Annotated in this window: 27 protein-coding genes and 1 pseudogene; 8 read left to right on the plus strand and 20 right to left on the minus strand. The window is 69.6% G+C overall.

What is annotated here, in order from left to right:
- Positions 1-21: 21 nt before the first annotated feature.
- From ACFUO4_RS43925 to ACFUO4_RS43945, 5 genes are all read right to left on the minus strand, one after another.
- The gene (locus tag ACFUO4_RS43925; protein ID WP_383496427.1) at positions 22-1,140 is read right to left on the minus strand and encodes a DNA-processing protein DprA; all 1,119 of its coding nucleotides are present in this window, start codon (positions 1,138-1,140) and stop codon (positions 22-24) included.
- 134 nt (positions 1,141-1,274) lie between these two features.
- Positions 1,275-1,757, minus strand: a complete 483-nt coding sequence (locus ACFUO4_RS43930) for a single-stranded DNA-binding protein (protein WP_383496430.1) — start codon at positions 1,755-1,757, stop codon at positions 1,275-1,277.
- Positions 1,758-1,801: 44 nt separating this feature from the next.
- Positions 1,802-2,599, minus strand: a complete 798-nt coding sequence (locus ACFUO4_RS43935) for a hypothetical protein (RefSeq protein ID WP_383496433.1) — start codon at positions 2,597-2,599, stop codon at positions 1,802-1,804.
- A 41-nt stretch (positions 2,600-2,640) separates the two neighbouring features.
- Positions 2,641-3,252, minus strand: a complete 612-nt coding sequence (locus tag ACFUO4_RS43940; RefSeq protein WP_383496436.1) for a cell envelope biogenesis protein OmpA — start codon at positions 3,250-3,252, stop codon at positions 2,641-2,643.
- Positions 3,253-3,304: 52 nt separating this feature from the next.
- Positions 3,305-3,712, minus strand: a complete 408-nt coding sequence (locus ACFUO4_RS43945; RefSeq protein WP_383496439.1) for a hypothetical protein — start codon at positions 3,710-3,712, stop codon at positions 3,305-3,307.
- Positions 3,713-3,983: 271 nt separating this feature from the next.
- On the opposite strand from ACFUO4_RS43945, the gene ACFUO4_RS43950 reads away from it, so the two are divergent.
- Positions 3,984-4,637 (plus strand): class I SAM-dependent methyltransferase, encoded by a 654-nt coding sequence (locus tag ACFUO4_RS43950; RefSeq protein WP_383496443.1) that lies wholly within the window; start codon positions 3,984-3,986, stop codon positions 4,635-4,637.
- A 26-nt stretch (positions 4,638-4,663) separates the two neighbouring features.
- On the opposite strand, the gene ACFUO4_RS43955 is transcribed toward ACFUO4_RS43950, so the two are convergent.
- From ACFUO4_RS43955 to ACFUO4_RS43980, 6 genes are all read right to left on the minus strand, one after another.
- Complete coding sequence (locus ACFUO4_RS43955; RefSeq protein ID WP_383496446.1) at positions 4,664-4,792, minus strand: hypothetical protein; 129 nt, start codon at positions 4,790-4,792, stop codon at positions 4,664-4,666.
- A gap of 85 nt (positions 4,793-4,877) precedes the next feature.
- Complete coding sequence (locus tag ACFUO4_RS43960; RefSeq protein WP_383496449.1) at positions 4,878-6,353, minus strand: ParB/RepB/Spo0J family partition protein; 1,476 nt, start codon at positions 6,351-6,353, stop codon at positions 4,878-4,880.
- A gap of 773 nt (positions 6,354-7,126) precedes the next feature.
- Positions 7,127-7,312 (minus strand): hypothetical protein, encoded by a 186-nt coding sequence (locus ACFUO4_RS43965; protein WP_383496452.1) that lies wholly within the window; start codon positions 7,310-7,312, stop codon positions 7,127-7,129.
- A 56-nt stretch (positions 7,313-7,368) separates the two neighbouring features.
- Positions 7,369-7,563, minus strand: a complete 195-nt coding sequence (locus ACFUO4_RS43970) for a hypothetical protein (protein ID WP_383496455.1) — start codon at positions 7,561-7,563, stop codon at positions 7,369-7,371.
- A 193-nt stretch (positions 7,564-7,756) separates the two neighbouring features.
- Complete coding sequence (locus ACFUO4_RS43975) at positions 7,757-8,188, minus strand: DUF4259 domain-containing protein (protein ID WP_383496458.1); 432 nt, start codon at positions 8,186-8,188, stop codon at positions 7,757-7,759.
- 57 nt (positions 8,189-8,245) lie between these two features.
- Positions 8,246-9,853 carry an ISL3 family transposase gene (locus ACFUO4_RS43980; RefSeq protein WP_383496460.1) on the minus strand — a complete coding sequence of 536 codons (1,608 nt, stop codon included), beginning with the start codon at positions 9,851-9,853 and terminating at the stop codon, positions 8,246-8,248.
- A gap of 340 nt (positions 9,854-10,193) precedes the next feature.
- On the opposite strand from ACFUO4_RS43980, the gene fxsT (ACFUO4_RS43985) reads away from it, so the two are divergent.
- Positions 10,194-12,512 (plus strand): FxSxx-COOH system tetratricopeptide repeat protein, encoded by a 2,319-nt coding sequence (gene fxsT / locus ACFUO4_RS43985; protein ID WP_383496463.1) that lies wholly within the window; start codon positions 10,194-10,196, stop codon positions 12,510-12,512.
- 45 nt (positions 12,513-12,557) lie between these two features.
- Here the strand turns inward: fxsT (ACFUO4_RS43985) and ACFUO4_RS43990 are convergent, their stop codons facing one another.
- Together ACFUO4_RS43990 and ACFUO4_RS43995 are read right to left on the minus strand one after the other, a co-directional pair.
- Positions 12,558-12,785 (minus strand): helicase associated domain-containing protein, encoded by a 228-nt coding sequence (locus ACFUO4_RS43990; protein WP_383496466.1) that lies wholly within the window; start codon positions 12,783-12,785, stop codon positions 12,558-12,560.
- Positions 12,786-12,964: 179 nt separating this feature from the next.
- Complete coding sequence (locus tag ACFUO4_RS43995) at positions 12,965-13,621, minus strand: hypothetical protein (RefSeq protein WP_383496469.1); 657 nt, start codon at positions 13,619-13,621, stop codon at positions 12,965-12,967.
- A gap of 213 nt (positions 13,622-13,834) precedes the next feature.
- Between ACFUO4_RS43995 and fxsT (ACFUO4_RS44000) the strand changes: the two genes are divergently transcribed.
- The gene (fxsT, locus tag ACFUO4_RS44000) at positions 13,835-16,174 is read left to right on the plus strand and encodes an FxSxx-COOH system tetratricopeptide repeat protein (protein ID WP_383496473.1); all 2,340 of its coding nucleotides are present in this window, start codon (positions 13,835-13,837) and stop codon (positions 16,172-16,174) included.
- A 58-nt stretch (positions 16,175-16,232) separates the two neighbouring features.
- Here the strand turns inward: fxsT (ACFUO4_RS44000) and ACFUO4_RS44005 are convergent, their stop codons facing one another.
- Positions 16,233-16,715 carry a helicase associated domain-containing protein gene (locus tag ACFUO4_RS44005; protein WP_383496476.1) on the minus strand — a complete coding sequence of 161 codons (483 nt, stop codon included), beginning with the start codon at positions 16,713-16,715 and terminating at the stop codon, positions 16,233-16,235.
- Positions 16,716-17,060: 345 nt separating this feature from the next.
- Positions 17,061-17,633 (minus strand): DUF5362 family protein, encoded by a 573-nt coding sequence (locus ACFUO4_RS44010; protein ID WP_383496479.1) that lies wholly within the window; start codon positions 17,631-17,633, stop codon positions 17,061-17,063.
- Between the two features lie 413 nt (positions 17,634-18,046).
- On the opposite strand from ACFUO4_RS44010, the gene ACFUO4_RS44015 reads away from it, so the two are divergent.
- A complete protein-coding gene (locus ACFUO4_RS44015; protein ID WP_383496482.1) occupies positions 18,047-18,448 on the plus strand; it encodes a toll/interleukin-1 receptor domain-containing protein in 402 nt (133 codons plus the stop codon).
- A 40-nt stretch (positions 18,449-18,488) separates the two neighbouring features.
- Here ACFUO4_RS44015 and ACFUO4_RS44020 read toward each other — a convergent pair.
- Positions 18,489-18,854, minus strand: a pseudogene (locus tag ACFUO4_RS44020) (2-dehydropantoate 2-reductase N-terminal domain-containing protein); the annotation flags it as partial.
- A gap of 68 nt (positions 18,855-18,922) precedes the next feature.
- Positions 18,923-20,323 carry an MFS transporter gene (locus ACFUO4_RS44025; RefSeq protein WP_383496485.1) on the minus strand — a complete coding sequence of 467 codons (1,401 nt, stop codon included), beginning with the start codon at positions 20,321-20,323 and terminating at the stop codon, positions 18,923-18,925.
- Positions 20,324-20,463: 140 nt separating this feature from the next.
- Here ACFUO4_RS44025 and ACFUO4_RS44030 point away from each other — a divergent pair, with 140 nt between their 5' ends.
- The 3 genes from ACFUO4_RS44030 to ACFUO4_RS44040 all read left to right on the plus strand — a co-directional run bounded on the left by ACFUO4_RS44030 (position 20,464) and on the right by ACFUO4_RS44040 (position 22,996).
- The gene (locus tag ACFUO4_RS44030; protein ID WP_383496489.1) at positions 20,464-20,973 is read left to right on the plus strand and encodes a winged helix-turn-helix transcriptional regulator; all 510 of its coding nucleotides are present in this window, start codon (positions 20,464-20,466) and stop codon (positions 20,971-20,973) included.
- Positions 20,974-21,048: 75 nt separating this feature from the next.
- Positions 21,049-21,990, plus strand: a complete 942-nt coding sequence (locus ACFUO4_RS44035) for a DMT family transporter (RefSeq protein WP_383496492.1) — start codon at positions 21,049-21,051, stop codon at positions 21,988-21,990.
- A gap of 82 nt (positions 21,991-22,072) precedes the next feature.
- Positions 22,073-22,996 carry a LysR substrate-binding domain-containing protein gene (locus ACFUO4_RS44040; RefSeq protein WP_383496495.1) on the plus strand — a complete coding sequence of 308 codons (924 nt, stop codon included), beginning with the start codon at positions 22,073-22,075 and terminating at the stop codon, positions 22,994-22,996.
- 27 nt (positions 22,997-23,023) lie between these two features.
- Here the strand turns inward: ACFUO4_RS44040 and ACFUO4_RS44045 are convergent, their stop codons facing one another.
- Positions 23,024-23,941, minus strand: a complete 918-nt coding sequence (locus tag ACFUO4_RS44045) for an NmrA family NAD(P)-binding protein (protein WP_383496498.1) — start codon at positions 23,939-23,941, stop codon at positions 23,024-23,026.
- A 101-nt stretch (positions 23,942-24,042) separates the two neighbouring features.
- On the opposite strand from ACFUO4_RS44045, the gene ACFUO4_RS44050 reads away from it, so the two are divergent.
- A complete protein-coding gene (locus ACFUO4_RS44050) occupies positions 24,043-24,675 on the plus strand; it encodes a TetR/AcrR family transcriptional regulator (protein ID WP_383496501.1) in 633 nt (210 codons plus the stop codon).
- A gap of 56 nt (positions 24,676-24,731) precedes the next feature.
- Here the strand turns inward: ACFUO4_RS44050 and ACFUO4_RS44055 are convergent, their stop codons facing one another.
- Positions 24,732-25,415, minus strand: coding sequence for a response regulator (locus ACFUO4_RS44055; RefSeq protein ID WP_383496504.1), 684 nt, complete (start codon positions 25,413-25,415; stop codon positions 24,732-24,734).
- Positions 25,412-26,683: a sensor histidine kinase gene (locus tag ACFUO4_RS44060; protein ID WP_383496507.1), complete on the minus strand. Its 1,272-nt coding sequence runs from the start codon at positions 26,681-26,683 to the stop codon at positions 25,412-25,414. Before ACFUO4_RS44060 ends, ACFUO4_RS44055 begins: the two co-directional genes overlap by 4 nt.
- Positions 26,684-26,776 lie beyond the last annotated feature (93 nt).

Consider the following 26,776-nt stretch of genomic DNA (forward strand, 5'->3'; position numbering starts at 1 on the left):
GCGTCAGGGACATGGCGGCACTCACTCCTCGAGGGGCCGGTCGTGCAGATGCTGGGCGGAGACGATGAGCAGGCGGTCGTCGACGGGCCAGGGGTCGCAGGACTCCCACAGGTCGCCCTGGGACAGCACCACCACCTCGTCGGGCGCTGTGATGAGGCAGCACGCGCCGCAGCCGCAGGACGGGTCGAAGGGCTCGGGGTGGGCGATGTAGGGGGTGGTGAAGTAGTCGGCTCCCTCCTCGCTGACCGCGACCAGGAGCAGGTCGCCGTCCGCGACATCGCCGGCGCGGGCCACGCGCGCATGCGGCAGGGCGAGAGCGAGACGGGGGTCCGCGCTGTTGACAGCGAGCTGTTTGTCGATGAGGCGAGTGTTGCCGCTGGAGTGGACGTCGCCGGTGGAGGGCGCGGCGAGCAGGGGCCGATGGAGGCTGATGGCCGTTTCGGCCGTGTACATCGCCGAGACGTGGTCCAGGGCCTCGACGAGGACCACCGCCCGGGCGAGTGCGGCCAGCACCACGGCGCTCGCCTTCAGCGTCGCGCCGCTGGGTGGGGTGCCGGGCCGGTAGAGGCTGACCCCGGCGCCGCCGTTGCCGACGACGGAACGCAGCAGCGGGGCGTGCGTGTGGGGGTGGACACCGTCCAGGCCGCGCGGCAGGACGGCGAGGGACGCCCCACCCGTCTCGGCGGCGGCCTGGTGGGCGGTGGAGTCGACGCCGTAGGCGAGCGTTGCGGTGACGGTGTGACCGGCCCCGGCGAGGGCGGTGGCGAAGTCGTGCGCGCGCGTGACAGCCCGCTCGGTGGGGACCCGGTTGCCCGCCACGGCGACCGCGCTGCCGGTCAGCTGCGCAAGCCGCTCGCGGCCACGGACCCACAGACCCAGCGGGCATACGGGTCCCAGGTCGGTGAGCGCGGTGGGCCACTCATCGTCCGAGGGGATGACGAACGGGCAGGTCAGCTCTGCTCGGGCGAGTTCCTCGCGTGGCCGGTAGGAGGCAAGGAGCCCGCTGCCGTCGTCGCGGAGGCGCCGGTCCCACACCTCGGCCGGGGTGTACTCGGCGAGGTCAGCGGCGAGTTGGCCGGGGGCGAAGTGGGCGGCGAGCGCGGCGCGTGCGGCGCGGTCGGACAGGACGCGTGCGGGCATGAGAGGCCGGCCTTTCGGGCAGGGCGCGGCACCGGCAGGAGAACCCGGTGCCGCGCCGGGGCGGGCGAAGGGGGAAGTGATCAGCTGCCGACGGGAAGGGGAGTGCCGTCGGCAGCTGCGGTGGAGTGGCCGGGCTAGGACCAGTTGGCGGACCGCTTCTGCTCCCACCAGTCGGGCGGGCTGCCCGGTCGCCCGGGGGGCGGGGCCGCGGTGGCGGGCTGCGGCGCCGGGGGAGAGGTGGCCGGGGGAGCGGTGACGGGGCGGGCGGCGATGGGGCTGGGCAGGCTGGTTTCGGTGTAGGCGATGCGCCTGCGCAGGCTGATGCCGAGGTCGTCGACGCTCAGGTGGATGGAGTCGTCCTTGACTCCGGTGATGCGCCCCTTGACCAGGACGTGGACTCCGTCGACGAGCGATTCGGTCGCGTTGGTGGCCAGGTCCCGCCAGGCGGTGCAGATGTAGGGGATCGGCTCCAGGTCGCGCCATTTCTGCGCGGCAGTATCCCACCGGGTGGGGGTCTGGTTGAGGCGGAAGCGGCAGACGGCGATGCCGGCTTGGGTGAAGCGGACTTCCACGTCACCGGTGACGGTGCCGGACACGTGCGTGACGGACGGGGCCATACGAACACCTCCAACATAAAATAATAGTGTATCTAGGGGTGGGGTCAACTCCCCTGTCGGCGCTGCCCGCCCGAGCGTCCGGCGCGGCGGGCGAGGCGCCGTATCCGGGCTGTCCATCCGGTCGGCTCCGGCGGGGTGACGTTGTCGGACACCGTGGTGTCGCCGATCTCCACCAGTATCGGGACCGTGCCGTCGGCGCGGACCAACTGCTTGGCGGTGGTGTCCAGATCGACGGAGATGCGTACGGCCTGGCGGTCTGCGTCGAGGTAGGCGAAGACGAGGATTCCCGCGATCTCGATGCAGGGCAGACCTTCACCCTCGGGGCCGTCCATCGGGTGGAAGACCGCGGTGCTGTTCGCCGTGGCGCAGGCGTCGTCGTCGCAGAGGCTGAGGCTGCCGGGCGCGCGGACGTGGCGGGAGATGTCGGCGGGATACAGCGCATAACCTTCGTCCCCGCAGTGCTTGTCCGGGCCGTAGTACAGGTCCACGACGGCCTGGTCGTCGGCCGGGGGCCTCAGGGGGAAGCCTTCGGTGCCCGCCACGTCGTCCCAGGAGTTGCGCACCTGCTGTGCGAGGGAGGCCACGGCGGAGGCTTCGTCGGCCCAGAGGGTGACGGCATCGGTGCACAGGTCCCACGTACGCAGTACCCACGCCCGCCCCGCCGGCTGCATGGTGAGGTCGCGGGGGACGGCGAAGGTGAAGCGGTGCAGCCAGCTGTCGAGGATGGTGACGGTGTCCGTCCCGGGCCATTCGCCGGTGCGGTCCTGGAGGTCGTCCATCAGGTCGGCCAGATTGAGGACGGCTTTGCCTGCGGGCGTGGTCGGGTCCGGTGTGATCGGCATGACGGTTTCCCTTTCTGTTCTGTGTGATGTGACAGGGGCGGTCAGGCCTCGTTCATGAGGCTGTTGAAGAGGTCCATCAGGCGTTGCTGGTCTGGGGTGAGGGTGGCGGTGCGCAGCACACGTCGGCGCAGGACGGGTGCGTCGAGGCTGATGCCCAAGGGTGCCTCGGACCGCTCGGACCTGAAGGCGAGGCGGTAGGTGCGGGTGTGGATCATCCAGGCCTCGTAGCGGTCGGCGGGGCTGCCGCTGCGGGCGGGGTGCCCTTCGTCCGTCGTGCGGGACAGGCACCGGCAGGACGGATCGGAACACGGCTGTCCGGCGGGGTGGCTGGCCAGCACCGGTCCGCGGCGGTGGTGCGTGCGGGTCCCGTTCAGCATCGGGCAGTGCGCGGCGGTGTACGGCAGGCATTCGGGGTGCAGGGCCGGTTCCGGGGAAGAGCCCTGGACGACATCGGCCGGGCGCACCAGCAGGAAGCACCGCTTCTCCAGCGGCTGTTCGCAGATCTGGCACAGGCGCCGCCGGAAGGCGTTGATGGTCTTGTCGGCGTCGAGGACGCCGAAGGCGGCGTGACCGTCGTGGATCAGGGTCACGTAGGGCACCACCAGGCCGCCCGCCAGCGGCCGGTGGGCACAGCGTTGGGGTATCGCGTGCATGGCGTGAGTTCCTTCGGATCGGTGGCGTGCCGCGGGCTTTGCCTGCCGGATGTCAGCTGGCCGGTGGGGAAGGGTCGGCGGGGCCGGCGGCGAGGAGCGCTTCCCAGTGGGCGTAGCGGCAGCCGGTGGCGTCGTGCAGGCGCAGATGCAGCCAGTTGAGGTTGCCGTCGGCCCGGATGACGGCCTCCGCTCCGATGGCGGCGGCCCGGGGGTAGAGGGTGCCGTCGTCGGGGTCGGCCAGGACGACGATCAGACCTGAGCGGTGCGGCAGGTGGCGGAGCGTGAAGGCGGTGTAGCTGCGGTCGTCCAGGAGCACGAGCGGCGCGCGCTCGTACTCCTCGGCACTGAACAACGGCGAGGGCAGGTGCAGGCGGGGGACGGGGCTCGTGCGCAGGCCGACCGGATCGTCGTCGCTGCGGTCGCTGATCACCAGCACCGGGGCTTGTGCGGGGGCGGACATGGCGGTGACGCGTCGCTTTCGTGAGGAACGGAGCCAGAAGGAGGCTTTGAGGGAGGGGTGAGTTGGCGCCCTGCGGGCGGGGCGGCCGGGCGGCCGCCCCGCCCGCAGGTGTGCGGTCGCCAGAGCGGGTAGAGCACCAGCGCGGGGCGGTCGGTGTCGGGGATGCTGTCCCCGTACAGCTCGCGCAAGGACGGGTCCGCTATGAGGCTCGCGATCAAGGTGGTGGCGGATTCCCGTGTGGCCTTGGTGAACGTGGGGCTAGGTTTGCGGGGTGACTGACATCGCCTATCTCGCCGGGGTCCGGGAGTCGTATGACACCGTGGCTGCCGACTACGCAGCAAGCGTCAAGGCACCTGCCGAACTGGACCCGCTGTCGCGGGCGATGCTGGCCGCGTTCGCCGAAGTGGTGCAGGCATCTGGTCGCGGACCGGTCGCGGACGTGGGGTGTGGTCCGGGGAAGGTGACAGCGCACCTGGCCGACCTGGGGCTCTCGGCATTCGGTATCGACGTGTCGCCGAAGATGATCGAACTGGCCCGTGAGGCTTATCCTCACCTGCGGTTTTCTGTGGGTTCCATGACTGCGTTGGAGATCGGCGACGACGATCTAGGCGGGATTCTGGCCTATTACTCGACTCACCACACGCCGCCGGAGTTGCTGCCAGTTGTGTTCGCCGAGTTCCACCGCACCCTGGCCCCTGGGGGGCATCTGATGCTCGTCTGCCGTGTGGGGAAGGATGAGCATCTGCGTCGGACCGTGGCGTATGGGGACCAGTCGGCGTCTTTCGAGTCCTATCGGCTGCCGGCGGATCGCATTTCCGAACTGCTGCAGCAAGCTGGGCTCGTTGTCACCGCGCAACTGGCGCACACTCCCGGCCAAGGAGTGAAGGGAACGATCGCCAGCTTCATGGTCCACAAGCCGGAATAACCCGGGCCGGTGACCTCCCATCCCCGTCAGGTTGCGGAAGGGGGACCTCCTGGCGTTGGCATGATGCTGTTCGTGAGGCGGGTCAGGGGGATGAAGGCAGGGCCGGTGCCCAGCTTCCCGATGAAGTCGACGTCGTCGTCGATGGTGACGGTCATGCTGGTTCGCCTCTCTGTGGCATGGAGGGTGGGGGTACCGGCCGGGCACGGGCGTGTCCGGCCGGGGCTTGCGCGGGAGGTTCGGTCAGGCGGCGGTGTCGGGCCGGTGGCGGGCGACCGCCTCGTCCTCGACCTCGGACAGCCGGTAGCTGCCGTTGTCGTCGTGGCCGAGCGCTTCGAGGAGCAGCAGGTAGCGGGCCTGGTGGGCGTTGAGGTGCGACCAGGTCTTGGGTTCGCGGATGGTGTACTCGCAGGCGGCGGCGACGTGCGCGAACAGCGCGTTGACGACACGTGCCTTGGGCAGTTGCACCGCGGTCTCCGCCAGGTTCGCATGCTCGGGGTCCTTGATGCCCAGGAAACGGGCGACGGTCGCGCTCTCGTGCTTGTCGGTCCAGGAGCTGTAGAAGTACGGGACGGTGAGCACGACCTCCTGCGCGAAGACGCGGGCCGCCTCCGGCAGGGTCTTCATCCGCACGAGCCGGGCGACGAAGTCCTGACGGGGACCGGCAGCGGCCTTCCACGCCCGGTTGCAGGCGATGACCTTGCGCCGCTCTTCCGCCCGCTGCTCGTCCTCCTGCGTGCGGGGCTTCTTCGCCTGGGGGCGGACCTTGTGGCCGTGCGCGGCCGGGTCGGAGCAGTGCCAGACGGGCTGGTGCTCGTCGTCGAGTCGGGCGCTGTGACCGGGGCAGTTCTTGTGGTTGTCCTGGTTGAGCGGGTTGCCCAGCCCGGTGGTCAGCTCGGCCAGCGGCTTGGACGGGTCCTTCTGCCCCCAGCACGGCTGCCCCAGCAGCTCGATACCCGCCTTCTTGAGGTCTTCCACGGCCCTGGCCCGCGCCTCGGCGTCGGCCTGCTCGGCCTTGAGCAGCGCCAGCTCCTGGTCCCAGTGGCCGCGCCCGCCGTTGCCCTCCTCGGTGTCGCGCTTCAGCGCGCGCAGCAGTCGGCGCTCCGCGCCGCTGACGTGCTCGACCTCGGCGAGCTGGGCGGTCTGCTCCAGGTCCATGCCACCGGCCGCAGCCCGGCGCAGCGTCGCGTCATCGAGCTTCTGCGCCGCCTTGGCCTGCTGGGCGGCGTGGCGGCCGACGCCGAGGGCCCGGGTGGCCTGCTTCCTCTCGATGTCGCTCATGTCGATCAGGGCCAGCTCCTGCGACTTGAGGATGTCGCGCTCGCTCATTCCCTCGCGGTGCTTGTTCTCGACCAGGGACAAAAACCGGGTCCAGCCGTCCCGGCCGACCAGGTCCTCCCGCACGTGCGCCTTGATCCGGCGGACCGGGCGGCCGTCCTGCTCGGCGGTGGCGTTGGCGATCTGTAGTGCCTGTGCGCGCCGCCAGCCCTTGAACGCGCCGTAGGTGCCGTCGGGCTGGGGCCGGACGCTGATGGTCTCCTCGACACCGATCTCCTTGACGGAGGCGATCAGCTCCTCGTCCGGTTCGGTGTCGCTCTCACGGGCGTTCTGCTCGTCGCGCACCACCTGCGCCGGGTCGAGCAGCACGATCTGCGTTGTGGCGGACTCCTCCTCAGGTGCGACGGGTTCAGTGGGCTGGGTCGAGACGGCGGTGGCCATGGGGCGCTCCTTCTCCTTGCCTGTGCGGCGAATTGGGGCGGTTGGGGTGTCACCCCCTCGCCCCAAAAAGCAATAATAGTGTGTTCTAGGGTGAGGGCTAGATACCCTATGAACTGCGAAAACGTGGCTACTCGGGGCGTCTGAGGCGCTCCGTGTGACGGTCCCGGCCTACGAGTCCCGGCCTCAGCTCAGATCGTGCACGACGTGCCAGCACGGACCGGACAAGACCGTGAGCCCCAGGTTCCCGACCAGCTCAAGCAGGGCCTCATCCCACCCGGCGATGATCGGGAGAGAGGTAACTGCCCGGTACGTGTGGGTTGGGGCTGCTCGTAGCCCGCGCCGAGAACGATGTGTTCGACGTCGCCGACCGTGAACAGCTGCACGCGCGCGTCGGCAGAGTCTTCGCTTGCGGGGCGGTGTGCCTGGGCTCGCAGCGACTCATTCAGCGCTGCCCACTCCCGGGGCGGCGCTACCGCGACGCCGGACATGGCGTACACGGAGTGGGACACGGGCATGGGTCAACCGCTCTGGTTCAGGGGCCGGTTCGGCGTACGGGTGCGGCCGGTTCGCAGCGGACGGACGCGGTGGCGGCGGCCGGAAAGCCGGGGCGCTCACGGGGCGCGGGTGCCGGCTGCGTGTGCGGGCGGCCGGATGGCCTCGTCGAAGGCCGGGTGCTGCCTCGATGTCGACGGCAACACCGCGTTGCGGACGCGCATGGCCCGGATGAGAACCCCCAGATGCGGGGCATAGCAGCGCCGATCGGGGGTGAACACCTATTGGCCGTCAGGCACCGGGAGGATCTGGAGTACGCCCGCGAACATGACGAGCCGTTCGTTGCTCTGGGCGGGGAACGCCGACTCCGTCGCCGGGCTGCCGCAGAAACGGCAGCGGTAGGTCCACGGGTTCTCGGCCTGGTAGTGGCCGCCGGGGCAGACGTGGCAGAGGACCGGAACAGGCACGGTGCACCTCCGCACGGGCACCCCTCGTCGGGCGCCCGCAGGCACGGGCGGTCAGGTCAGAGCTTCACGCGGGTGACGTGGGAGGTCGGCAGATGGACGCGCAGGACGTCCCCATGCGCGGGCGGGTCGTGTGCCGCGAGCCGTTGGAGCGCTTCGGAGAGCTTCGGGTCCGCGAAGTCCTCCTCCGCCCTCGCCGCTTCGCCGACCGGCACCCTGCGCGCCGTGGTCTCGGTGGGCCGCAGGTCCGGCATCTCCTCGCTGGGCGCGTGCCGCGATGAATGGACTCCAGCCCAGGGGCATTCCGCTGCCCGTCCGCTGCTCCGTCGTCGTGATGTACACGGCCGCGGCCTGCGGCCGTCACCCGGGTGTTTGGCGGTGAAGGCCCGGATGGCTTTGTTCACGAGAATGGGTTCTGGCTCAGGTTCTGTGGAAGGTGACACTGTGTCACCGCTCGACATCGAACAGCGGGATGGACGGTGATGGCGGAGCGAGAACTGCGCGAAGGCGGTTGAGGTTGGCTCGCCACTGCTTCCAGTCCTCCGGGTCGACCCAGTTCGAGGCTGCTCCGGCCTGGTCGCTGATGATGCGGGCGAGAACCTTGTCCGCGAGCGTCCGGAGATCGTCAGGGAAGGCGGGCATGGGTTCTTCTGGGCCGTAAGGTGTGTCGATTGGCTCGCCGCCAGGGCATTGCGCCGCAATCAGTGCGGCTGCGGCCACCGCTTCTTCTCCTTCGGTGAGCCAGCCCGTGGCGTCGACGGTGCGCGTCAGGACGCCACGGATCAGTGCCTCGCGGTCCTCGGGTTTCGCGTCGTCGAGATCGCCGGCGAAGTCCGCGGCCGAGTCGTTGTCGAAGGGGCCAGTGTCCCAGGTGCCCATGTTGATCTCCTCGTGTAGTTGCCGCCCGGATCTTCGCATCAGCCGCTGACATTTCGATCACTGTGCGAGCAGGACGCGCTTCCGCAGAAGGGCGAAGCCAGCACGCCCGAACATCTGGCGCTTGAGCATCTTGATCCGGTTGACATGGCCTTCGACTGCACCCGAGCTCCAGGGCAGGGTCAATCCGGCGATGACGGCGTCGAGGTCGCGATCGATGCCGGCGGCGAGGGTGTGGAGACTGGGCAGGTCGTCCTGCCGGACGGCGTTGAGCCAGTCCGGGAGACGCTCGCCCTGGCGCTCAGTGAGCATCACCGCGAAGGAACGGACGTGCCGGGTGAGGGCGTCGAGCTCGGGGCAGTGGGTGCGGACAGTCTTGAGCTGGAGCCGTTCGGGCTCGGTGAGGGTCTCCGGTTGCCTGAGGATCCATCCGGCGACCGTTCGGGGCGACGGTGGTCGGGCGGTCACCGGCCGCGGCGAGGTGCGCTTCTTGTGCAGGTAGGCACGGACGCGCTGGTAGCTGCCTTTGTAGCCGAGCGGCACGATCTCCTCCCACAGTTTCCAGGCGTTGGTGAAACCCTCGTTCCACCGGTCGTCCAGGTAGAGCTTGTAGTCGTCGAGGACTGAGGGCCGGTTTTGCCATTGGCCGGTGAACAGTTCTTCCGGGGTCGCTGCGTCGGCGAGCTGCTTGACGGTCCGCCAGGTCATGCCGAGATGACGCTGGATCGAGCGGCGACTGTGCCCGGCCTCCACCAGTGCGTGGACGGCAGCGTGCCGGGCCCGGGTACGGTCGGCGAACCGATGGCCGGTCGGCCAAGGCGAGCCGGACGGCTCTTCTTCCGGATCGGGCTCAGGCTCAGGCTCGGGTTCGGGGGCGGTCGGGACGAGAGTGCTGAGGCAGCGGCGGTGCTGGGCGACGGCTCTTTCGGCGGCTTCGCTCAGGTTGTGCCAGAGGTGCCACCGGTCCGCGACCTGGACGGCCTGCGGTGCGCCGGCGGCGGCGCCTTCGGCGAAGAACGGTGCCCGGTCCCGGCAGATGACCTCAACGCCTGGTCGTTCGGTGAGCCAGGCCGCGAGGCTGGATGCCTCCCGGTCGGGCAGCAGGTCGATGGGGCGGCGCGTTTCGATGTCGACCAGGACGGTTCCGTAGTGGCGGCCCTTGCGGGTGGCGTACTCGTCGACGCCGACCACACGTGGAGCGGCCACCTCGGGCTCGGGAAGAGCGTCCACCAGCCGGAGCACCGTACTGCGGCTGACGGACACTCCGAGAACCCGGGCGATGCGGGCACCGGCCCGGCCAGCGAGGGCCAGACCGACCGCGGCCAAGGTCGAGCGCAGCCGTTCAGTCCGCTGGCCGTGCCGGCGTGTCAGACCGGGTATCTGCTCGACGAACGTACGACGTGCACAGCCCGAGTTCCCGCAGATGAACCGACGGACCCTCAGCTGGAGAACAACACTTCGGCCACCGCTCGGCACATCAGCGGGAAACCGCAGGTAGGAACCATGAACCCGGTTCGACCAGACCCCGCAGACCGGGCATATGGCGCCGTCCGCGATGCATCGCGCATCAACACGCACTGTCTCGATGTTCACGTCCACCGACAGCACCGCGACGTCCGCGATCGACGGCAACAACAGCTCCTTCAGCCGGAGCACGACCTCTTCCACGGTCCCGAACCGTCAGCCCAACCACCTTGCCCACGAACCATTTTCGGGCGACTTCAGGTACGGCTCGAAGGTGCCCGGCTGTCACTCAGAGTGGCCGCGCCACACAAGTTGAGCCAGAACCCAACCTCGTGAGCAAAGCCATCGTGGTCTGCTCCCGCAGCCTGTCCGTGGATCGGGCTCTGTGCGCCTGCCCCTCTGTAGGCCGCTTCCGGTGCCTGTACGGCGGCCATTGGTCGCAGGAAGGTGAAGAGTACGTCCGGCTCTCTACCTGAGCTCTACGCTGGTCTATCCAGTACGAGCGGCGTGGTGTCGGGGGACAGGGATGGGTGCGGGTGCGGGGGTGTCTGACGGCACGTCGGGCGGGGTGTGGTTTATCAGTCATGCGGGTGCCGACAGAGCCTGGGCGGAGTGGGTCGCCTGGCAGCTCCTGGAGGCCGGCCTTGAGGTGGAGTTGGATTGCTGGGACTGGGGCGCGGGTGACAGCTTCATTGCGAAGATGAATGCGGCCCTGGAGCACGGCCGGATGCTGGCGTTGTACTCCCCGGACTACTTCGATCCCGAGCGGTTCACCCTCCTCGAGTACGAGGCGATGCTGGCGATGCGGGAGAAGATCACTCCGGTACGCATCGCGGACGTCACACCACCGCCTGTGCTGCGTCCGTTGATCGCCTCGGATCTGTTCGGGCTGGACGACCAGGCAGCCCGCGAGGCACTCCTGCGTGCGGTGAGCGGTCCGTCCCGTCCCGGCCGGGCGCCGGGGCGTCCGCCGGGGATGTTGTCGAGGATCGGTGGTACGGGGCCGCGTCTGCCGGGTTCCTTGCCGCGGGTTCGGAACCTCCCTGCCCGGAATGCGGCGTTCACCGGCCGCGACAGCCTCCTGGTGCATCTGCGGGAAGCGCTCGCGTCCGGGCAGCGAGTAGCCGTGCAGGCCCTGCATGGCCGGGGCGGGGTCGGCAAGACCCAGCTCGCCCTGGAGTACGCCTACCGGTTCGCCAGCGAGTATGAGTTCGCCTGGTGGATCGCCTCGGAAGACCCCGCGCTGATCCCCGACCAGCTCGCCGCGCTTGCCGCCCGTACCGGGATCGCGCCCGCGGGCACACCATCAGCTGCCGCGGTGGAGCTGTTGCTGGCGGAGCTGGGTGGGATGTCCCGCTGCTTGCTGGTGTTCGACAACGCGGAAGACCCCGATGCTCTCGCTCGGTTCCTGCCGGGCGGGCCCGGGCATGTGCTGATCACCTCCCGCAACCCCCAGTGGACCAGCTACGCCGTCCCCGTCGACGTCGATACTCTTTCCCGGTCTGAGTCGGTGGCTCTGCTGCGTGCGCAGGGCGCGGTCTTGACCGACGGCGACGCCGACGGCATCGCTGCCACCCTGGGTGATCTCCCGCTCGCGCAGGCGGCCGCACTGTTGACCCGGGGTCTGTCGGCGGCGGACTTGAAGGCCGAGTTGGCGGCGAACTTGGTGGAGGTGATGAAGCGCAACCCTCCGCCCGGCTACCAGGCCGGTTTGGCTGCGCAGGTCCGCGTGACCCGTTCCCGCCTCCAGGCGCAGCATCCCGGGGCGGCCGCGGTGGTGGAGGCGCTGGCGCTTCTGGCCCCCGAACCCTTCCCCCTGGCGACCTGCGCCGGCTGGCTTCCCGAGCGGGCGTCCGCTCTTCTTGGGGAGGCGGTGGGTTCGCGGTTCGCGGCGGTGGACGCGGTGGAGGCGATCGCCCGGCACGGTGTGGCCCGGATCCAGGACGGCACCGTGCCCCTGCACCGTCTCACCCAGGACCTGCTCACGGGACAGATGACCCGCCCCGAACACGATCAGGCGCAGGCGGATGCCGAAGCCCTGCTGACCGCAGCCGACCCCGGTGACGTCGGCGATCCGCGGTGGTGGCCGGCCTGGCAGGTACTGCTCCCGCACGCCCTGGCTCTCGACCCTGCCCAGCTCGCCACCAGCCGGGGACGGGATGTGGTGGGGTGGGCGTGCTGGTATCTGATGGAGCGCGGGCAGCCCCGCCCGGCCCAGGAACGTCTGCAACGCCTCTACGACGCTTGCCTGCAGCAGCTGGGCCCGGACCACGACGACACCCTGCGGGCCGCCCACTCCCTGGCCCGTGTCTACAACGACACCCGCGACCACGAGCGCGCCCGCGCCCTGTACGAAGACACCCTTAACCGCCGCCGACGCCTCTACGGCGACGAGGATCCCGACACCCTGGCCAGTGCCGTCGCCCTGGCCGTTGGGCTGCAGGCGTTGGGGCGGTACGAGGAAACCCTCGCCTTGGAGGAGGACACGCTGACGGTGCAGCGTCGGGTGCTGGGAGCAGAGCATCCGGACACGCTGCGCACGGCGTCCAACCTGGCCGTCCGTCTGGGGGATGTGGGTCGGGTGGGGGAGGCGGTGGTGTTGGGGGAGGAGACGCTTGCGGTGCAGCGGCGGGTGCTGGGGGCAGAGCATCCGGAGACGCTGTTCACGGCGTCCAACCTGGCCGTCCGTCTGGGGCAGGTGGGTCGGGTGGGGGAGGGGGTGGTGTTGGAGGAGGAGACGTACGCCCGGCGGCGGCGGGTGTTGGGTGAGGATCATCCCGACACTCTGAAGTCTGTTGAGGTGCTGGAGTGGCTCAAAGGGCGACAAGGCGAAGATCCGGAGGAACGCGCTTCGGGGGCGTGACTCCGCCTCTTTCCCGTGGCAGTACGCTTCCCCTTCCCAAGGCGCCTACCAGCGCATCCCCAACGCGGTCAGCGCATCGCGTTGTTCGGGGTTGAGTTTGTCGGCGCGGCGGCGGGTGTCGGAGATGAACGACCCCAAGCCCGGCAGTTCGCCGTCGACGTCCTCGCGGTGCTGGCGACGCACACGGAGGTGCTCTTCACGGGCATAAGACTGGCGGACGGCGGCCATGTGTTGTTCCCACAGCTCATCCTGGGACCGCCGCACCGGTCGCACCTGCTCTGTGGTGTCGGGGTCGATGCCGCACCTCTCCAGGAGGTGGCGCTGGGTCGGTGTCAGTTTGTCCCACCTGGCAGCATGCCTTCGAGACCGGCTGGCTTTGCTGCGCCCGCACCGTATCCTCAGCAATCCACATCATGCCGACCCCCTTCAGTAGCACCGCCCATAGCCCGCTCTCAGCGACTGAGACGGATCCTGAACGGTCCGATGTACAGGGCCGTGCCCTCAAAAGCGTTGGCTACTTCGCGGGAGAAGGAGGCAGGACGCATAGTGGACTGCTCTACATCGATCAGCGGAAACTGCACACATCGCACCGGCCTCTCTTCCCCATCGACGAGGACAGTCACTGTGACGGTTTGGCCTCGTCGGAGAAGAGCAGGCTTGATGACCAGGCCTCCGCGGTGTCTGCCTCCGGTGCCGGGGATCAGCGTCTGCCATGTCTCGATCTGAGGCAGGAGAGTTCCGTCCGGATCGGTCGCAACATCCAGGACAGCCGCTACAGCATGCTCGAAGTCGAACTTGATCGGTTCCCCCTCGTGGAACATCGATGCCGTCACATCGCGTTCTCCTGAGTTCGAGATGACTAGCTCGACGATGCGAGGACTCGACAGTCGCGTGGACCCCAGGCTGACGTTCAGTAGATCACCGTCGCCGGCAGGCCTGTCGAACAGCGCAGTGTTGGACTGTACCCACCAGTGGATCTTCCGCTGAGGGTTCGCAGACCTCATGGCAGCCCAGGCTCCCACCGCACCAACCAGCAAGCTCGCCAAGACCGTGATGATGAACTGCCACCAAGAACCCGACTCCCACCACTCACCTGCCAACTTGTCCATGATCCGGAGTCAATCACCTGAGATATTGCGCCAAGGCCGCTTTGAAGGAGGCTAGAGGTTCCTCTGGACGCCCGATGCATTCGACAGGCTCCTGGGCACGGTGGGAAGGCCTCCCTGCCTGAAGGCCAGAAGCGCAGAAGATTGGGACTAGGCAGGCGCCCGAGTTCTACGCTGGTCTATGCAGTACCAGCAGCGTGGTGTCGGGGGACAGCGATGGGCACGGCAACGGGGGCGTCTGACGGGGCGTCGGATGGCGTGTGGTTTGTCAGTCATGCCGGGGCGGATCGTGCGTGGGCGGAGTGGATTGCCTGGCAGCTCCTGGACGCCGGTCTCGAGGTGGAGTTGGACTGCTGGGATTGGGGTGCGGGCGACAATTTCGTGCTGAAGATGAACGCCGCTCTTGAGCGCGGCCGGTTTCTCGCCCTGTTCTCGCCCGCGTATTTCGAGCCGGAGCGGTTCACGACTCCGGAGTGGACGGCGATGGTGGCCCGGCAGGAGAGGATCACTCCGGTCCGTATCGCGCAGGCGCCCACACCGCCGATCCTGAGTCCTTTGATCGTCACCGATCTGTTCGGCCTGGACGACGAGGCAGCTTGTAAGGCGCTGCTGCGTGCGGTGACTGGGCCTGCCCGACCCACCCGGGCGCCGGGGCGGCCGCCGGGGATGTTGTCGCGGGTGGGTGGGAGTGGTCCGCGGTTGCCGGGGAGTCTGCCGCGGGTGTGGAACGTGCCGGCCCGGAACGCTGCTTTCACCGGCCGTGACAGCATGCTGGTCCACACACGTGAGACACTGGCGGCGAACAGCCGCGTGGCGGTCCAAGCCCTGCACGGTCGCGGCGGGGTGGGGAAAACCCAGCTGGCGATCGAGTACGCCTACCGTTTCGCCGGCGAGTACGAGCTGGTCTGGTGGATCACCTCGGAAGACCCCGCTCTGATCCCCGGCCAGCTTGCAGCCCTCGCCGTCGACACCGGTGCGGCACCCGCGGGCACACCCTCCGCCGACGCCGTCTCCGCCGTGCTTGCCGAGTTGCGCACCCGCTCACGCTGGTTGCTGATCTTCGACAACGCGGAAGACCCCGCCGCTCTCGCTCCGTTCCTGCCCGGCGGGCCCGGGCATGTGCTGATCACCTCCCGCAACCCGCTGTGGACCAGCTACGCCGTCCCCGTCGACGTCGACACCCTCTCCCGGACCGAGTCGGTGGCCTTGCTGCGCGCGCAGGGTGCAGTCCTGACCGATGCGGACGCCAGCTCCATTGCTGCCACCCTGGATGATCTCCCGCTCGCCCTTGCTCAGGCCGCAGCCCTCCTGGTGCGGGGCCTGTCGGCGGAAGACTTGAATGAGGAACTGGTGGCCAACCTGGTGGAGGTGATGGCGCATCATCCTCCGCCTGGCTACCGGGCCGGCCTGGCCGCGCAGGTCCGTCTCACCCGTTCGAGCCTCAAGGCCGAGCATCCGGGCGCAGCTGCGGTGGTGGATGCCCTGGCTCTGCTGGCGCCCGAGCCTTTTCCCCTGACCACCTGCGCCGGTCATATCCCCGACCAGGTCTCCGCTCTCCTGGCGGAGACGATGGGTTCACGGCTGGCAGCGGGCAGCGCGGTCGAGGCGATCGCCCGGCACGGCCTGGCACGTGTCCAAGACGGCACGCTCCAACTACACCGTCTCACCCAGGACATGCTCGCGGGGTTGATGACCGGTCAGGAGCACGGCCAGGCGCGGGCCGAAGCCGAAACCCTCCTGATCGCGGCGTTCCCCGGCGACTCGGCCCAGCCGCGATGGTGGCCGGCCTGGCAGGTCTTGCTCCCCCACGCCCTCGCCCTCGACCCCGCCCAGCTCACCACCAGCTTGGGACGCAAGGTGGTGGAGGATGCGTGCTGGTATCTGATGGACCGCGGCCAGGCGCGCCCCGTCCGGGAGCGCCTGCAACGGCTGTACGACAGCTGCCTGCAGCAGCTGGGCCCTGACCACGAGGACACCCTGCGCGCCGCCCACTGTCTGGCTCGCGCCTACGGCGACACTCAGGACCCTGAGCGTGCCCTCGCCCTGAACGAAGACACTCTCGCCCGCCGCCGACGCCTTAACGGCGACGATCACAGTCGCACCCTGGACAGCGCCAACAGCCGTGCCGTCTGGCTTCGTGAGCTGGGACGAGATGAGGAAGCCCTCGCCCTGGATGAGAAGGCCCTGGAAACACTGCGTCGGGTGTTGGGTGGGGAGCATCCGGACACGCTGACCACGGCGGCAAGTCTGGCCGCCCATCTGGCTCGTGTGGGTCGGGTGGGGGAGGCGGTGGTGTTGGGGGAGGAGACGCTGGCGGTACAGCGTCGGGTGTTGGGTGGGGAGCATCCGGACGTGCTGCGCACGGCGTCTAACCAGGCGATTCACTTGGGGCAGGTGGGTCGGGTGGGGGAGGCGGTGGTGTTGGAGGAGGAGACGCACGCCCGGCGGCGGCGGGTGTTGGGCAAGGGCCATCCCGACACTCTGAAGTCTGTTGAGGTGCTGGGGTGGCTCAAAGGGCTTGGCGAAGATCCGGACGTACGCACCTCAGGGGAGTGACTCCGCCTGCTTCCCGCGTAGACACGTCCTGCGGCAGCCCGCTTCCCCTCACCAACGCTTACCAGCGCATGCCCAACGCGGTCAGTGCTTCGCGTCGTTCGGGGCTGAGCTTGTCGGCTCGCCTTCGGGCGTTGGAGATGAATGACCCCAGCCCGAGCAGCTCCCCATCAAGATCTTCGCGGTGCTGGCGAGGTACCCACAGATGCCCTTCCCGGGCGTGGAACTGGCGTGCGGCGGTCATGTTCCGCTCCCACAGCTCATCCTGGGACCGCCGCGCTGGCCGCACCTCGCGCCCCGTGGCGTCCGGGTCCACCCCGAGGCTCTCCAGGAGGTAGTGCTGTGCCGGGGTCAGCTTGTCCCACCCGGCGGTCTGTCCGGCGATCCACACGGCCAGGTCTTCGCCCTGCACCACCAGTTCACCGGCCTTGGCGGGCAGTGCGCCTCCGGCTTGGACGTGGCGGAGCAGTGTAGGAAAGGGCGCATGTTCGCGGGTTGGTAGCAGGCTCTGTTTGCTGTGCTGGGCTGGAGTGTTGGGGTTCACCCGGTCGGTTGAGTCTTCTTTGGATGCTTCACGATTCGTGACGGCGTGGCGGTATCCAGGAAGGGGACAAAGCAGTCTGGATGGGGGAGGGGTGGGTGCGGTGGTAGGGGGTGGTGCGTTCGTCTTCCGGTAGCGAAATGTTCGGGATCGGCCTTCGTGCCGTCCGCTGCTACACCGCATTCCTGGGCCATCCCAGACTCGGTGTTCTCACACCCTGAGTTTCGGGGGGTGTGGCTGCCCATCGATCGGTCTGTGTACGCCGAGCTTGCGCTGTAGCCGTGTCCTAACCGGTGGTGGGTCCGATGCCGGGTCCCGAGCGAGTACTGCTGCGCGGATTGTGGGCGGTCACGCTGCTTTGGTGAAGATGCGCCCCGTGTCATCGATCCAGACATGGAGGCGGAGTGTCTGGTCATGCATGGCGGTTCCGCTGATCCCGGCTGCCATGCCGGCAGCCCCGACCGCACCGCCAGCTGTGGCGGCCGCGGTGCCCCCGGTAAAGACAGCGGCCCCCGCAGCGATCATGGGGAGCCCGATGACGGCGCCGATGATCGTAAGAGTCAGCAGCGCACCGAAGATGATCATTCCGATGCCGGTCAGCACGCCCAGAAGACCGACCCCGCCGACCGTCGCACCCGCGGCGACACCGGTGGCACCCACCGCGACAGCTGCAGCACCGTCGGCGCGCTGAATCTGGGCCAGGAGCACCGCGCCCGGCATGCGGTGGACCTCGGTCCACCCTCGCGCCGCCATAGAGCCGACGAACCGCGTCAGCTCCGCTTCCCGCTGCTCAGGCTCGATCGGCCTGCCGTACCCCGGGAACACCACCCGGTCCGGAGCCTGAGCACCCCACTGGGGCGCCTTCCACACCTCAGCGCTAGCACTATCCGGCCCCAGGGGGCGCTGCACGCGGTCACTCATGGCTCTGCTCTCCGCCCGGACCACCTCGCACCTCCCATTACACACCCACCCGACAGAACAGGCCTGCGAGCTGCCTGAGCAGAAGATCAGCACTTGGACCGTGAACGGGCGGCCACAAGGCAGAAGCCGCTCGGGGCTGCCCCTGTGTCGGCGGCGGCTCCTCCGCGCACCCGGCTGGCGCTGGTGCGGGAGGTCGACAGGCTGGGGCAAGTCACGCTGAGGGCCAGCGGTAAGGGCCCTCGGGTGGCGCCTGGGGCTCGGCGTCGGCAGCGGCACGGGGATCCGTCGCCACGAGTCGGCCAGGGGCTGGTTCCGGGGCCGGTGCCGTGGGGTGCCGCCCCGCAGCAGCGAGGGCCCTGCGGCCTGGTGAAGACCGGGGCTGGGCAGGGGCCTCGACCTCTACGCTGAGGGCGGTGAGAAATCGTGGTTTCGGGGGCGCGATGAGTGCGGTCGAGGGGCGTGACCAGGCGTCTGACGGGGTGTGGTTCGTCAGTCATGCGGGTGCGGATCGGGCATGGGCGGAATGGATCGCCTGGCAGCTCCTCGACGCCGGCCACGAAGTCGAGCTGGACTGCTGGGACTGGGGAACGGGCGACAACTTCATCCTGAAGATGAACGCGGCCTTGGAACAGGGTCGGATGGTGGCCCTGTTCTCTCCCGCGTACTTCGGGGCCAGCATCGCCGTCCACTCCGGCGTCGTGAACCGCTCCGGCTCCGCGCCGTCCAGCGTGGCGGCCGCCGGTGCGCAGACGGTCTGTCTGAAGGCCGTCGAGTTCGCCGATCTCGAGGCTCGCGCCCCGGGGCCGATACGGTGATGGCGCCGTCCGGGGTGAGCTGCGCGGCGACCTTCACGACGGCTCCCAGGACGGTTGCGGGGAACTGGGTGTCGATCACGTCGAGGTGGTCGATGCCGTTGAGGAAGGGGACGATCGCGGTGTGTGGGCCGACCGCCGGCTTGAGGTCCTGGAGGGCGGCGTCGAGGTGAGCGGCTTTCACGGTCAGCAGGATCAGGTCGTAGGGACCGTCGAGTTCCTCTGCGGTGACCAGCTTCGGGTCCAGGCGTTGGGTTCCTTCCGGCGCGGTGATGCGCAGCCCGTCGGCGCGCAGTGCGGCGGCGCGGCGGGGGCGGACCAGGAAGGTCACGTCGCGGCCCGCGCGGGCGAGGCGGGCGCCGAAGTAGCCGCCGGTGGCCCCGGCGCCGACGATGAGGATGCGTGTCATGAGTGCTTTTCCTTCGCTGCGTGGGGGGCTTGAGCAGGTGTGAGGGTGAGTGGTTCAGCGCGGTTCGGTCAGGGGGTGGCCGGTGCGGGAGCCGCGGCGGCGGCCTCGCGGGTGCGGGCGGCGGTGCGGGTGATCCGGACACCGACGGCGGCCGCGGCGACGCTCAGCGCCGCGGCCACCAGCCATGCGGCGCGGAAGTCCTGGCGTTGGGCGGGGCCGACGTGCGTGCCGACGATGGCCACGAGGAGCGCGACGCCGACGGTGGCGGATATCTGGCGCACGGAGTTGACCAGGGCCGATCCGGTGGCCGCCCGGTGGCCGGGCAGGGAGCTGACGCCGGCGGCGACCAGCGTGCCCAGGGTCAGCCCGACGCCCACGCCGCCGAGGACTTGACTGGGCAGCAGGTCGAGCCAGTAGTTGACGTCGAGGGAAGCGAAGCAGGTGCGCCAGAGCATCGCTGCGGCGAAGAGCAGCCCGCCCGTGGCGACCAGCGGCCCGTGTCCCAGGCGCTGTGCGGCGCGTGCGGTGAGCAGGGTGACGACAGGGACCAGCGCGGGCCCCGGGACCATGGCCACGCCGGTGCGCAGGGCGCTCCAGTGCCAGATCTCCTGGCACCACAGCACGTTGGACAGGAGCATGATGGCGAAGGCGACGCCGAACACGAACGTGCCCGTGCTCGCGGCGCCGAACTGGGGAAGGCGCAGCAAGGGCAGCTCGAACAGCGGGTGACTGTGCCGGATCGAGCGGCGGACGAAGACGGCGGCGCCGACCAGCGCGAGAGCGAACAGCCCGACACTCCTGGTGTCTAGCCACCCCCAGTCCGGAGCCTGCACCAGCGCACCCGACAACGCGGCGATCGCCAGGGTGATCAGCGCGGCGCCCGTCAGGTCCGGCAGGCGGCCCTGCTCCCTCCGGGCGGGCGAGGGCAGAACACGCAGCCCTGCCGCCACGGTGGCGATACCGATGGGAACGTTGATCACGAAAACCCAGCGCCAGTCGACCTGGACCAGCAGCCCGCCCGCGACGGGGCCCGTGGCGGCGGCGAGCCCGCCCACGGCCGCCCAGTTGCGGGTGGCGCGGGTGCGGTGCTCCGTCGGCACGGAGGCCAGCAGGAGCGCCAGGGAGGTGGGCAACTGAGCGGCTGCGCCCACCGCTTGGAGGGCTCGGGCGGCCACCAGGGTCCCCAGGTCCGGTGCCAGGGCGCAGGCGAGCGAGGCGAGGGTGAAGACGGTGACGCCGGCGAGGAACACCGGTCGCTGTCCGATCCGGTCGCCCATACGGCCCGCGACGACGAGCAGGGCCGCCAGGGCGATGGCGTAGGCGTTGAGCACCCAGGACAACGAGCCCAGCGTGGCCGCCTGGCCGGACGAGGAGGCGAAGGACGAGCCCATGGCGGGCAGCGCGACGTTGACGATCCACAGATCGAGGTTGGTCATGAAGACCGCCAGGAGGATGACGGTCGACGCCACACGCTGCTTTGAAAACCAAACCGATGGGCTCATGCGACCAGCGAAGCATGAGCAGCTTTGAGATTCAAACCGCAGCAGGGGGAGGAGCCTCGGTATTGCCCAAGCTTTGACATCCAAAGTAGCCGCGGCATACTCGGATCATGAGCACTCGAACCAACGACCCCTACGGCGTCCCCGGTCGCCCCTGTTCGATCGCCGCCGCCTTGCAGGTGGTGGGCGACCGCTGGTCGCTGCTCGCCGTCCGCGAGGTCACATTCGGCAACCACCGCTTCAGTGAGATCGCCAAGAACACCGGCGCTCCCACCGACCGCCTCTCCGCCCGGCTCAAGAGCCTGGTCGCCGACGGCGTCCTGGAGCGCCGTCCGCTACCCGACGCGCCGCGCCATGGCGGCTACTACCTCACCGAGGCCGGCGCCGACCTGATCGGCGTCATCCGCGAGCTGCTGCGCTGGGGGGACCGCTGGCTGACCAGCTCCCCGCCGATGAAGCTGTGGCACCACGATCACGCCTTCACGCCTCTTCCGGTCTGCGCTCACTGCGGCGAGCCGCTCGCCGAGGGCGAGGCGCACGCAGAGGTGACTGCGGAGGGCTGGGCGCTGTCCGGGCCGGTCGCGGGCTCGCCTGGCCGCGCGGGCGAAGGCCACGAGTGACACGTAAGTAGATGTTGGGTTTCTGCAAGAAAACATTAAATTGTTCTTCTTGGTGGATAGTGACACGTTGGTGAGGTGAATCGTCACCTCTTCTCTCCGCGCTTCATCGCACTGGCGGGCACTGTCGTCCTGTGGGCGTCCGCCTTCCCCGCGATCCGTGTGGGTGTGGAAGGGCTCGGCCTCGCCGCACTGTCCTTCCTCCGGCTCGCCGTCGCTGCCGTCGCCCTGCTCGTCATCGCGCCGTTCGCCGGTGTCCGCCTTCCCCGAAAGGCCGACCTGCCGCTGATCATCCTGTGCGGGCTGAGCGGCATGACCGCCTACCAGATCCTGCTCAACTGGGGGGAGATCCACGTCGAAGCCGGTACCGCCAGCCTGCTGATCGCGATCGCCCCGGTGTTCAGCGTGCTGCTCGCCGGTGTCTTCCTCTCCGAGCCGCTCACCCGCAACGTCGTCGTCGGCAGTGTCATTGCGCTCGCCGGCACCGCCGTCGTCACCCTGGCCGAAGGCTTCGCCGGCTTCAGCCTCGCCTCCCTCGTCGTGCTGGCCGCCGCCGTCGTCCAGGGCGTCTACCACTTCGCGAGCAAGCCACTGCTGCGGCACTACAGCGGTCTGGAGGTGGCGACCTACGCCATGCTCGCGGGGACCGTCTTCGCGCTGCCGTTGCTGCCCGCGACGGTGGGAGCAGTGACGGACGCCTCCGCCGGGTCCCTGTGGGCGGCGGTCTTCCTGGGCCTGCTGCCTTCCGCGCTCGGGTTCGTGATCTGGGGCTACGCTGTCGCCCGTCTGCCCATGGCGGCGTCCACTGCGGCGCTGTACCTGGTGCCTCCCGTGGCACTGCTCGTGTCCTTCGTGTGGCTGGGCGAGACCCCGCACCCCCTCGAACTGCTCGGCGGCGCCGTCTCCGTGGCCGGAGTGGTGCTGATCAACCGCCACAAGCAAGCTGCCGCCGGCCCCGGGCCGGAGCACGGTGCGCTGGAGCCTGCTGCCCCTTCCGCCGTGGGGCGACCGTCCGCCTGAGCCCTGAGCTGCCATGCCCAGCTCGGTGACCACAGGGACCGTTGAGGATTACGGTCGATAGACCTGCCGGAGAGGACTTCGAATGCTTGACGTGCGACGACTGAGAATTCTGCAGCACCTCGACACCTACGGCACGGTCGCCGCCACGGCCGAGGTCCTCCATCTGACGGCCCCTGCCGTGTCGCAGCAGTTGTCGGTCCTGGAACGTGAAGCCGGCCTGCCCGTGGTGGAGAAGAATGGACGAACCCTGCGTCTGACACCTGCGGGGGAACTCCTCGTGGCGCACGCCGAGGTGATCCTGGCCGACCTCGCGGCGGCGGAGTCCGATCTCCAGGCGCTGAAGGGAGGCCACCACGGGCTGATCCGGGTGGCGGCCTTCGCCTCCGCCGCAAGGACACTGCTGCCCGAGGTCTACCGGCTGATCGCCGAGCACGGGGACCAACAGGCCCGCACGCTCACCGTGCAGCTCGTCGAGCAGGAGCCCGATGCCGCCATGGAGGCCTTGAAGAAGCGTCAGGTCGACGTGGTCCTGGCGCACAGCTACTCCGTGCTGCCGCGCAACTTCCCCGGCGACAGCCAGCAGGACGTCCTCATGGAGGACCCGGTCCTGCTGTGCCTGCCCACCGGCCATGCGCGGCGTCTGGAACTCACGCCCGGTCAGCCGATGGACCTCACCCGGCTGGCGGGCGAGGCGTGGCTGACGCCTGGCCCGGAGACCTCCTGTTACCAGATGATCCAACGAACCTGCGGAGCCGCGGGATTCGTCCCCGACATCCGTGTCCGCAGCAGCGACTTCTCCGTGCTCCTGTCACTCGTGGCCGCGGGAGCGGGCATCGCACTGGCTCCCCGGCTGGCCATCGGTGAGCAGCCAGGGATCAGCGTGCACCCGCTCCTGGTCCCGGTCACCCGCACGGTGTTCACGGTCGTCCGCACCGGCACCGCCCGCAGACCGGATGTTCATCTGCTGAACGCCCTGCTGAAACAGGCGGCCGACGCCGTGACGTGATCCCTGTGGGGCGGCGGCGCTGCGGCGTCAGGCGAACTGGTCGAGCAGTTCCTGGCGGTGTGCGGCCGCCCAGGTATCCAGGTGGACCGGGTCGCGTCCCAGCAACTCCTCGACCGTGGTCGTGGTGACCGCCGCGTAGTCGAAGCGGCCCTCGTAGGTCTGGCGCGCCCAGATGAAGGTGCTGGCCGCGTATGCGGCGTCCATGCCGGCGGGCGGCGTGGCGTCCAGTCCGGCGTCGATCATGTGCTGGAGGTCGTTCGGGGTCAGGACGAGGGCGGGGACGGTGCGCCCGAGGGCGGTGGTGAGGACGTCGGCGACCTCGGCGCCGTTGAGGAGATCGGCGGACAGGTAGTAGTCCTGACCCGCGTGCCGGTCGGGGCCTTCGGCCAGGACCTTGGCCGCGACCGCGGCGATGTCGTCGGCGGCGATCCAGCCGACCTGCTTGTCGCCCATCGGCCACACCATGTGGCCCTCCCGCAGGCGGTTGATGCCCAGCAGGTTCTCCATGAACACGTGCGGGTGGATGTTCGCCCAGGCCACCGCGGAGCCGGCTATGTAGCGCTCCACCAGTTCGTGCCATGCGAAGTGGGGGTCGGTGGAGCGTCCGTCGCTGTAGACGCCCAGGTGGACCAGGAAGGCCACGCCGGCGTCCTCGGCCGCGTCCACGAGGGTCTTGGCCTGGTGGTTCATCGCCGACGTGTAGCCGGTCATCAGGAACAGCCGGTCGATGCCCTTGAGCGCATCGGGGAAGGTGTCCGGGTCGTCGAGATCGAGGTGGACGGCCTCCTTGCCCTCGTCGGTCCACTGCTGGACGGTCGCCGCTCTGCGTGATGCACGCACCGCGGTCACGGCCGTGGGTGTCGCTTCCAGCTCTCTGACGACCGCCGCTCCCACGTGGCCGGTGGCCCCGAGGACCAGTACGCGCGGGATTCGGGTGTCGGACATGTGTCACTCCCTGCCTCATGCGAAAGCAATCACTTTCGTATGCAGCGATAGTCATCACTGTCGTATGCTCTGTCAAGTCGACGACGAGCGGAGGACGAGCCGTGCGGACCTGGGCCGACAACGACCCCAAAGCCCGCCTCATGACGCGCAAGCGCGAGGCGATCATCAACGCGGCGCTGGCGGCCTTCCTGGACGAGGGGTACGGCGGCAGCTCGGTCAACCGCATCGCCGCCGGCGCCGGGGTGTCCATCACCACGCTCTACCGGCACTTCGAGAGCAAGGACGACCTCTTCGTCGCCGTCATCCAGGAGGCGTGCGGCTCGTCCACGCAGACCACGGACCCCGAGTGGCTGGACCTGCCTCCGCTCGAAGGTCTGACGGAGGCAGGCTGCGAACTGCTCGAACACATCCTGTCCGAGCAACAGTTGGCCCTCTTCAGGGTCGTGGCGCGAGACGCACAGCGGTTCCCGGAGCTCGGCCGCCGCTACCGGCAGGACATCCTCGACAATCGTGTCCTGCTGTTCCGGCGCCACCTTGACCGCTGGCCGGCCGCGCTGCGCTCACAGGTCCGTGACCTCGACCGGGCTGCGCACGTCTTCTCTGCCCTCGTCCAGGCGGAAATCGTGGACACCGCCTTGTTCGGCGGGCCCGTCCCCGGTCCGGCCGCCATCCGCGACCATGCGCAAAAAGCCGCCCAGGACCTGCTCAGCCTCGCCGAGGCGGGGCGGCTCTAGACGGTAGGGGGGTGCCGGTTGTAGGCCCGGGCCCACGAGCGGCACCTCCCTACCGTCTAGCCGTCGTGCGGGCCCGTCATGCCGTTGCGCCACGCCCACGCGATCAGCGCACCGCGGTCCTCCAGCGCGAGTTTGGCCAGCAGGTGATTGAGGTGCGTCTTGACCGTCGCTTCGCTGATCACCAGGTCCCGGGCCACCTGACGGTTGTTGAGGCCTTCGGCGACCAGCCGCAGCACGTCGATCTCACGGCGCGTCAGCCCGGCCGACGCGGCCGGTTCCCTGTCCGCCCGTGGCACGGGTGGCGAGGCGGCATCCTGCTGACGGGTGACCAGTTCGACAAGACGCCGCTGCACCGCGGGATCCAGTGCGGTGCGTCGGGCGGCGACGTCCCGCACAGCAGCCAGCACCGACTCGCCCGTGGCGTCCTTGGTGAGATATCCGGCCGCTCCGGCCCGCAGCGCCGGCAGCACCGCGTCGTCGTCCGCGTAGGTGGTCAGTACCAGGACCCGCGCCCCGATCCCCGCGGCCAGCACCCGCTCCGTGACCCCGGTGCCGTCCAGCCCCGGCATCCGCAGGTCCACCACCACGACATCGGGACGCATCCGTACCGCCAGGTCGACCGCGTCCAGGCCGTTGTCCGCCTGCCCGACCACTTCGATGTCCTCGGCCGAACCGAGCAGCAGCACCACCCCGTCGCGCACGACGGCCTGGTCGTCGGCGACGACCACCCGGATGGTCACTTGCTCTCCTTCCCCATGCGGCCCAGCACGCCGCCCGTGCCCAAGCCGTCCACCATTGTCTCTCCCGCACCGCCGCCACCGGCCCCGGCGCCGAGCTCGGAGGATCCGCCTCCCGTCGGCGCCGCGACGGGCACGCGCAGCACAACGCGCCAGCCCGGCCCCTCCGGCGCGGGGCCGGTGCTCAGCGAACCCCCGACGGCTTCGACCCGCTCACCCATCCCGCGTAGTCCCGTGCCGCTTCCCCGCGCCCCCGCCGCAACACCGCCCGGAGGTAGCCCGTAGTCGCGGACGGCCAGGCGCAGTTCGTCCGGCTCCCAGGCCAGATTCACATCGACGCGACTTCCGGTGGCATAGCGCGCCGCGTTCGTCAGCGCTTCCTGTACGGCGCGGTAGACCGCATGGCCGGCCTTCGCTGACACCTCGCCCTTCTGGCCGACGACCCGCATCCGGACCGAGCCGGGGTAGCGCTCCGCCAGAGCAGCGAGGTCGTCCACACCGCGCAGCGGGCCACCACGCAGCGCTCCCACCGCCGCCCGTACCTCCTGAACCCCGTCCCGCGCGAGATCAGCGGCCCGGTCGAGCGGGCCCATCAAGGACTCGCCGACCCCCTCCCGGGCGGCGACCGCCCGCAGAGCCTGGAGCTGCATCGACAGAGCGGCAAGGCTGTGCGCCAGCACGTCATGCATCTCACGCACGATGCGGGCGCGCTCCTCCAAGGCCGCCGCCTCCCTCTGCGCCTCCCGCGACGCCTCCACCTCGGCGAGCAGCGCCATCGCACGGTTGCGTTCGGCCTCCAGCGCGGCGTGCTCGATGAACCGGTCGGCCAGGATCCACGCGGCGACCCCCGCCAGCAGGCCGGCCGCACTGCGGGTGATCACCATGATCAGCACGCCGAACCCGGTGGCCACTGCGGCCATCACCGCTGTCCGGACCGGACCGGGAGCCATCCGGGTGGGAAGGAACGCGACACCGAACAGGATCGGCACCTCGCCCAGCCCCGCGGGCGCCAGGGCGGTGATGGCGAAACCCGTGACGATCGTCAGCGACAAGCCCCCGACCGCATGCCGTGCCGAGGAGGCACGCTGACCAAGCAGCGTTCCCGCTACGGCCACCGCCCCGAGGACACCGACGATCGCCTTCCCCCAGACGCCGGGCGCGGCAGGCACGGACACCGCGACGCTGATCAGCATGGCCACCGCGCCCACCAGTCCGCGTCGCTCCCGCAGCTTCTCGTGGGGCCGCACGGTGGCAGCCGGAACGTTCACCATCGCCGCTCTTGCCTCTCTCGTGCGCTCACAGCCGGTACGGCCATGCTCCCCGACGGACCCGCACCGCACCGCCGGACCCACCCGCCCCCGAGG

The organism is Streptomyces sp. NPDC057280 (assembly GCF_042668605.1).
Taxonomy (GTDB): domain Bacteria; phylum Actinomycetota; class Actinomycetes; order Streptomycetales; family Streptomycetaceae; genus Streptomyces.